This is a genomic window from Pedomonas sp., assembly GCF_036515995.1.
Lineage (GTDB): Bacteria > Pseudomonadota > Alphaproteobacteria > Sphingomonadales > Sphingomonadaceae > Pedomonas.
Map to the genome: position 1 here is coordinate 1 of NZ_DATBUP010000184.1, position 6573 is coordinate 6573.

General features: G+C 65.1%; 6 protein-coding genes. 2 read left to right on the plus strand and 4 right to left on the minus strand.

From position 1 onward, the window contains the following. The first annotated feature begins 280 nt into the window (after positions 1 to 280). Positions 281 to 1891 carry a DEAD/DEAH box helicase gene (locus VIG90_RS13545; RefSeq protein ID WP_331594052.1) on the plus strand — a complete coding sequence of 537 codons (1611 nt, stop codon included), beginning with the start codon at positions 281 to 283 and terminating at the stop codon, positions 1889 to 1891. A 92-nt stretch (positions 1892 to 1983) separates the two neighbouring features. On the opposite strand, the gene VIG90_RS13550 is transcribed toward VIG90_RS13545, so the two are convergent. The 4 genes from VIG90_RS13550 to VIG90_RS13565 all read right to left on the minus strand — a co-directional run bounded on the left by VIG90_RS13550 (position 1984) and on the right by VIG90_RS13565 (position 5764). Next, complete coding sequence (locus VIG90_RS13550; protein WP_331594053.1) at positions 1984 to 2943, minus strand: alpha/beta hydrolase; 960 nt, start codon at positions 2941 to 2943, stop codon at positions 1984 to 1986. A gap of 129 nt (positions 2944 to 3072) precedes the next feature. Next, positions 3073 to 3414, minus strand: coding sequence for a 2Fe-2S iron-sulfur cluster-binding protein (locus VIG90_RS13555; protein WP_331594054.1), 342 nt, complete (start codon positions 3412 to 3414; stop codon positions 3073 to 3075). 28 nt (positions 3415 to 3442) lie between these two features. Next, positions 3443 to 4642, minus strand: coding sequence for a cysteine desulfurase family protein (locus tag VIG90_RS13560; protein ID WP_331594055.1), 1200 nt, complete (start codon positions 4640 to 4642; stop codon positions 3443 to 3445). Positions 4643 to 4657: 15 nt separating this feature from the next. Next, positions 4658 to 5764: a cysteine desulfurase family protein gene (locus VIG90_RS13565; protein ID WP_331594056.1), complete on the minus strand. Its 1107-nt coding sequence runs from the start codon at positions 5762 to 5764 to the stop codon at positions 4658 to 4660. Between the two features lie 124 nt (positions 5765 to 5888). On the opposite strand from VIG90_RS13565, the gene VIG90_RS13570 reads away from it, so the two are divergent. Then, positions 5889 to 6536: an alpha/beta hydrolase gene (locus VIG90_RS13570; RefSeq protein WP_331594057.1), complete on the plus strand. Its 648-nt coding sequence runs from the start codon at positions 5889 to 5891 to the stop codon at positions 6534 to 6536. The last annotated feature ends 37 nt before the right edge of the window (positions 6537 to 6573 follow it).

A 6573-nucleotide genomic window follows, 5' to 3' on the forward strand; every position in this document is an offset into this window, starting at 1 on the left:
CCAGAGCGAGGTGCGGGACGTTTCTTATGTGCGCGTGGAGAAGGACCAGTCCCTGCGCCTCAACCTGCTGTTCGACCCCGGCCACACGCTGGCCGATCGAATTCTGATGGAGCAGTTCACCGCCTGATTCGGGTGAACCTGGCCCCTCAGGGCACGAAAAAGAACAGCAGATTTTGCCAGCCTCGTAATGCTGCATTGCGAGACAACGCATTTTCGCACTATATGGGCGCCGAAATACGGCTGGTCCTGCCTGCTGTTTCGTAACTTTGACGGTAAATGCATGTCATTTGAAATATTAGGTCTGTCGGAAGAATTGCTGCGCGCAGTCGGAGACAGCGGCTACACCGAGCCGACGCCGATCCAGCGCCAGGCTATTCCCACCGTGCTTCAAGGACGTGACGTTCTTGGCGTGGCGCAGACCGGAACGGGCAAAACCGCATCGTTCACCCTGCCGATGATCGACGTACTGGCGCAGGGCCGGACCCGTGCGCGGATGCCCCGCTCCCTGATCCTCGAGCCGACCCGCGAACTGGCGGTGCAGGTGGCCGAGAATTTCGAGAAGTACGGCAAATACCACAAGCTGAACATGGCGCTGCTGATCGGTGGCATGTCCTTCGGCGACCAGGACAAGGTTCTGTCCAAGGGCGCTGACGTGCTGATCGCGACGCCGGGCCGGCTCATCGACCAGATCGAGCGCGGCAAGGTCATGCTCTCGGGCTGCGAGATTCTGGTGATCGACGAAGCCGACCGCATGCTGGACATGGGCTTCATTCCGGACATCGAGAAGATCTGCAACCTGCTGCCGCCGCGCCGGCAGACGCTGCTGTTCTCGGCGACCATGCCGCCCGCCATCAAGCGGCTGGCAGACCAGTTCCTGAAGGACCCGAAGTTCATCGAAGTGGCCCGCCCGGCCACGACCAACGTGTCCATCGCCCAGTCGATGATGGTGGTGCCGGAGCGCTCCAAGCGTGAAGTGCTGCGCTCCCTCCTGCGTTCGGAAGAGGTGAACAACGCCATCATTTTCTGCAACCGCAAGCGGGACGTGCGCACCCTGCACGAATCCCTCACACGCCACGGCTTCAAGGCGGGGCAGCTGCACGGCGACATGGACCAGCCGGAGCGTCTGACAGTGCTCGAGAAGTTCCGCTCGGGCGAAGTGCCGATCCTGGTCGCCAGCGATGTGGCCGCGCGCGGCCTCGACATTCCGGGCGTGAGCCACGTGTTCAACTTCGACGTGCCGATCCATGCGGATGACTACGTGCACCGCATCGGCCGCACCGGCCGCGCGGGCCGCACCGGCACCGCCATCACGCTGGCGACGGAATACGAGGCCGAGATGATCTCGGCCGTCGAGAAGCTGATCCAGCAGCCGATCCCGCGGCGCGATCCGCCGGAAGACGTCAGGCTGGGCGAGCGCGACGCAGCGCCTGCCAAGCGTCGCGGAGCCCGCAAGGACGCCGCGCCCAAGAGCGAAGGCGGCACCCGCGGACGGCGCAGCAAGAGCGAGGCTGGAAAAGCCGAGGCTAAAGGCGAGGTTAGCAAGACCGAGACTGCCAAGAGCGAGACCGGCAAGACCGCAGCGCCCCGCGACGAGGCAAAGGCCAAGCCCGCCTCTCCTGCTCCGGCTCCCGCTCCCATCGAGGCGCGCGCCAGCGAACGGCCCGAGCGTAGCGAACGCTACGAGCGCAATGATCGGTATGACCGTCAGGAGCGCGGCGAGCGCGGACGCGGTCGGGACCGCCGCGATGACCGCTACAGCCGCTATCAGGATCGGGACGAGCCGGTTCTCGGCTTCGGCGACAATCCGCCGGCCTTCTTCCTCGTGACCACCCGCAAGCCGGACGCCGAAACGGCGGACACGAAGACCGAAAAGGCCGAACAGGACAGCTGAGCCTGCCGCTCCGCCTACAGGAGCGCTGAAAATGCAGAGCCGTGACCCGCACCTGGCGGATCACGGCTTTTCGTTTTTCAGGGCCGCCTTTCTCAGGCTTTGGGCTTGGGCGGCAGGAAGCGCTGGAGGCCGCGCGTCAGCCCCGGCGGGAAGACGCTCATGTGGTTCTCCTCGTCCAGCACGACCGAGGCGACGCTGAAGCTGGGATAATTGCGGGACTTCAGGCGGCGCTCGAACGTCAGCATGTCCGCCACCATGTCCGAGTCCTGATTGTAGCGCGGATCCCCCGGACGGGCGGCTTCATAGCTGCCCATGTACATGAACACGTTCGCCGGCAGGTCTTTCGCCCTGGCGGCGTAAGCCTCCTCCACCTTCATCATGTGCTGGTTGGCGTACCAGAGCGACGGGCTGCCGAGGATGTAGTGGCTGAACATGGCGGGCTCGGTGAACAGGGTGTGCGCGCCGAGCAGGGCGCCATAGGAATGGCCCATGTACATCCGCCGCGCGGGGTCGGTGCGGAACTTGCCCTCGATGAAAGGGATCACCTGATCTCGGATGTAGACGCGGTAGGCCTCCGCCTCACCGTAGGGGCCGGACTTGGCCGCCTGCGCGCTGGTGGTCGGAACCGGCGTGTAATCGCGGTTGCGGCTGTACTTCGAGCCATCACCTTCCGCATAGGACAGGCCAACGATAAGGAAATCCTCCAGTCCCTGCTCGTCATCACCCACCCGGCGCGAGATCGCGCGGATGAGCGGGAAGGCATAGGGCGCGTCCGTCACGTACAGAACGGGATAGGTGCGCTCAGGACTGGCCGCGTAGGACTTGGGCAGCGCGACATAGACCTCATACTTCCGGCCCGAGACCGGATCGGGCACGCTCCACACCTGCGTCTCGTCGATCTGATACGGCCGCCCTTCCGCTTGTGCGTCAGCCGATGCTGGCTGGGCGGTAGCGGACTGATCGGTTGCCGCAGCATCAGAGCGCGGCGCCTCCCCGCAGCCGGCAAGGGCCGCAGCAAGCGCGAGCCCGGTCATCATTCCGATAAATTTCATTAATTCCCCCAAATCGTTAGCCAGGCGGCAGAATAAGGGGGAGATCTGCTAAGTATATGTATTTAGACTATTCGTGCGACGAAACGTTCCTGACGCACCGCAGGCCACGCGCCTGCCCGGAAAACCGCCTCAGCGGCCCTGCATGTTGCGCACTTCGGAGGGGACGAGCACTTCGAGCGAGCCCCAGCTTTCCTCCAGCGTCACCTGACAGGACAGGCGCGAGGTGGCGGTCACGCCGGCTGCGAAGTCGAGCATGTCTTCCTCTTCCTCGCTCGGCAGCGGGAGCTTGGAGAAATCCGCCTTGCCGATGATGACGTGGCAGGTGGAGCAGGCCATCTGCCCTTCGCAGGTGCCTTCCAGCGGAATGTCGTGATGCTGGGCGACTTCAAGCAAACGCTCTCCGGGCTGGCCTTCCGCCTCCACGACCTTCTTGCCGCCGGGGAAAACAAACCGGATCTTCACGCTTGCCATGCTCACCTCTGCCTTGTCATCAGCTGCTCTAGCGCCAGGACGCTTCGGTTTGAGCGCGGACGGCCTTCAGGATGGCGTCCGTCATCTCCTTCACGTCATCCGCCGTTGTGGCGCGTCCGAAGCCAATGCGCAAGGTGGCCTGCGCCGTCTGCGACTCCACGCCCAAGGCCTCCAGCACGTAACTGGTCTTGCCGACCGAGGACGCGCAGGCCGCGCCTGACGAAACGGCGAAGCCGCGCAGGTCCGCCAGCAGGCGCGCGCCATCTACGCCCGGGAACGAGACGTTGAGGTTGCCGAAGTAGCGGTGCGTGACCGAGCCGTTGATGCGGAACGCGATGCCGGACTGGCGGAAGGTGTCCACCGTCTGATCCCACAGCGCCTTCACATGGGCCTGATCAGCCTCGAGCTGGCCTTGCGCGATCCTTGCCGCCTCACCGAAGCCGACGCAGAGAAACGGCGCGAGGGTGCCGGAGCGCAGCCCCTCCTCCTGCCCGCCGCCGTGGATCTGCGGCGCGATGGGAACCTGCTTGCGCACATAGATCGCGCCGATGCCCTTGGGGCCGTACAGCTTGTGGCTGGACAGACTGGCCAGATCGAGCCCCAGCGCCTCCACGTCCACCGGGATCTTGCCCGCCGCCTGCGCCATGTCCGAATGGACCAGCGCGCCGTGGGCGTGGGCGAGCTTCGCGATTTCGGCCAGCGGCTGGATGACGCCGATCTCGTTGTTCACCAGCATGACCGAGACCAGCGCGACGCGCTCGTCCAGCGTCTCCTTCAGAGCATCGAGCCGCACCAGCCCGCTCTCATCGACCGGCAGCAGCGTGACCTCGACACCGCGCGTGGCAAGATAGGCCGCCGTCTCACGGATGCAGGCGTGTTCGGTCTCGGCGACGATCAGCCGGTTGCGCCCTTCGCCGGCCCGTTCCATCACGCCCTTCAGCGCGAGGTTGTTGGCCTCGGTCGCGCCGCTGAGGAAGGTGATCTCCTCGGGCTCTGCATTGATCAGGGCGGCGATGCGCTTGCGGGCCACATCCACCCCGGCCTTGCCTTCCCAGCCGAAACGGTGGGTCGCGGAGTGCGGATTGCCGAACTTCTCCGTCAGGTACGGCATCATGGCGCTGAGGGCCTTCTCCTCCAGCGGCGTTGTCGCCTGAAAGTCGAAGTAGATCGGGCCCTTCCTGCGGCCGGCCGGTGAAGACGTTTCCGGGCCTGACGAAATGACGGTCATCGCTTCCCTATCCGTTCAACGCTCTGCAACGCGGCGGCGCTCGTACAGTCGCTGCCACGCGGCAATGAAACGGTCAACATCGGCATCGGTCGTGTTCCAGCCGAGGCTGACGCGAACGGACTGGCTGGCCGCCTCTTCCCCCAGCCCCATGGCGGACAGGACATGGCTGGCCTTCACCTTTCCGGACGAGCAGGCGGACCCGGCGCTGACGGCGATGCCGGCCAGATCGAACGCCATCACCTGCGTTTCGGCGGGCACGCCCGGCATGCGCACCGAACTGGTGGTCGGCAGGCGCTGGGCGTCGCGCGCGTTCACTTCCGCACCCGCTGCCTGAAGCGCGTCTTCCATCCGGTTCCGCAATGCGGCGACACGGGAGGTCCACCCTTCCAGCGTTTCCAGCTCCTGCAGTGCAGCGCCGAACGCGACGACGCCGGGCAGGTTCTCCGTGCCCGCGCGGCGGCCAAGCTCCTGCCCGCCGCCGCGCACCGGGGATTTGATCTCGATCAGGTCATTGGCCAGCACCAGCGCGCCGACGCCCTTCATGCCGCCAACCTTGTGAGCGGACAGGGTGAGGAAGTCCGCCCCCAGCGCCTGAACGTCAACGGGCACCTTGCCCAGCGCCTGCACCGCGTCCACGTGCAGCCACGCGCCGCCCGCCCGGCAACACTCGGCGATCTCTGCGATCGGCTGGAGGACGCCGGTTTCGTTGTTGGCGAGCATGACGGAGACGAGCCTGGGCCCCTCGGCCTGCGCCATCGCCGCGCTCAGGGCCTCCAGATCGACAACGCCGCTGGCATCGACCGGCAGACGCATGGCCTCGGGCGCGTTGGCGAGGACCGAATCATGCTCGACGCTGCTCACGAAAAAGCTGCGCGCAGGCACCCCTTTGAGCACCAGAGCGTTCGCTTCCGTGCCGCCGCTGGTCCACACGATCTGGCGCGGCAGGCAGTTGACGGCTCTGGCCACCGTTTCGCGCGCCGCCTCCATCAGACTGCGCGCCCGGCGGCCGGACGCATGGACGGAGGAGGGATTTCCCGTCTCCCGCAGGCAGGCCGCCACGGCCTCTATGACCCCCGGATGTGTCGGGGCAGTTGCATTATAGTCGAGGTAGGTCGTATTCATCAGCCATCGGTCCGCTAACCAGTGCGGTTTTCGTTGCAACGAGACGGCCCAGCCAGATATAGCGGACCGAATGCGTGCGGAATTTTCGCGCTTGTCATCAACAGTTTCTGAGCGCTGAGGTCGAATGCCCGACGTTATCTTCACTGGCCCGGAAGGGCGTCTTGAAGGCCGGTACCAGCCGGCGTCTCAACCCCGTGCTCCCATTGCCCTGATCCTGCACCCGCACCCTCAGGGCGGGGGCACGATGAACAACAAGATTGTTTATAACCTCTACCAGTCGTTTGCACAGCGGGGTTTTGCGGTTCTGCGCTTCAATTTCCGGGGCGTTGGCCGCAGTCAGGGCACGTTCGACAACGGCATCGGCGAGCTCTCCGACGCTGCCGCCGCACTGGACTGGATGCAGCAGTTCAACCCCGACGCCCAGACCTGCTGGGTGGCGGGCTTCTCGTTCGGCGCTTGGATCGGCATGCAGCTGCTGATGCGCCGCCCGGAAATCCGGGGCTTCATCTCGGTGGCGCCGCCCGCCAACCTGTATGACTTCTCGTTCCTTGCCCCCTGCCCGTCTTCGGGCCTGATCGTTCAGGGCACGGCGGACGAGATCGTTACCCCCTCTGCGGTGCAGAAGCTGGTGGACAAGCTCAAGACGCAGAAGCACATCACCATCGATTACGACACGATCGACGGCGCGAACCACTTCTTCGAGAACGAGCAGGAACAGCTGATGGAATCGGTGAACCGCTATCTCGACATGCGTCTGGCCTCGGGCCAGTAAGTTTTTGCGGGGGTCTGCGACCCTGCACTCCACTCTT